The organism is Streptomyces doebereineriae (assembly GCF_031845645.1).
Lineage (GTDB): Bacteria > Actinomycetota > Actinomycetes > Streptomycetales > Streptomycetaceae > Streptomyces > Streptomyces canus.
The window spans coordinates 1-443 of the sequence record NZ_JAVREZ010000337.1 but is presented as its reverse complement, the minus strand read 5'-3'; the positions used below and the strand labels follow the sequence as shown (position 1 = coordinate 443).

Genomic DNA, 443 nt, shown 5'->3' with positions numbered 1-443 from the left:
ATATCGGCTGCGAGTTCGACGAGGTCCGAGTTGGTCGTACGGTCCGGAACCAATTCTGCAACCTGCACAGCCTGAGCATGATTGGCGATCATGCTCACCGCGAAGGAAGAATCGCCAGCATTCGATCCCGCCGGCTCACCGTTGATCGCGGCCGTTTCCGATGTCGGCTGAGGCTTCTCATCCGGTGTCGTGCCGTCGCAGGACGCAAGGAACATCACCGCGGCCACAGCGCTCAATACAGCGAGCACACGGAAGGGAGTGGACCTCATCTCGCCAGCTTATCGATCACGCTACGCGCCAGCCCCAGCCGGTGACGTCTCGCTCGATCAGTTGCGTGCGATCACCATCGCAGCACTTCGATCGCGCCTTCGAATACCTCCAGAATATTAACGTCCCAGTAAGGTTTCGAGCCGGAGCGTCTCGCCCCTCTGTGACACCTATCG

Annotated in this window: 1 pseudogene; it reads right to left on the bottom strand. The window is 59.8% G+C overall.

The features are described 5' to 3' along the window. Positions 1-269, bottom strand: a pseudogene (locus tag RNB18_RS52175) (hypothetical protein); the annotation flags it as partial. Positions 270-443: the final 174 nt, after the last annotated feature.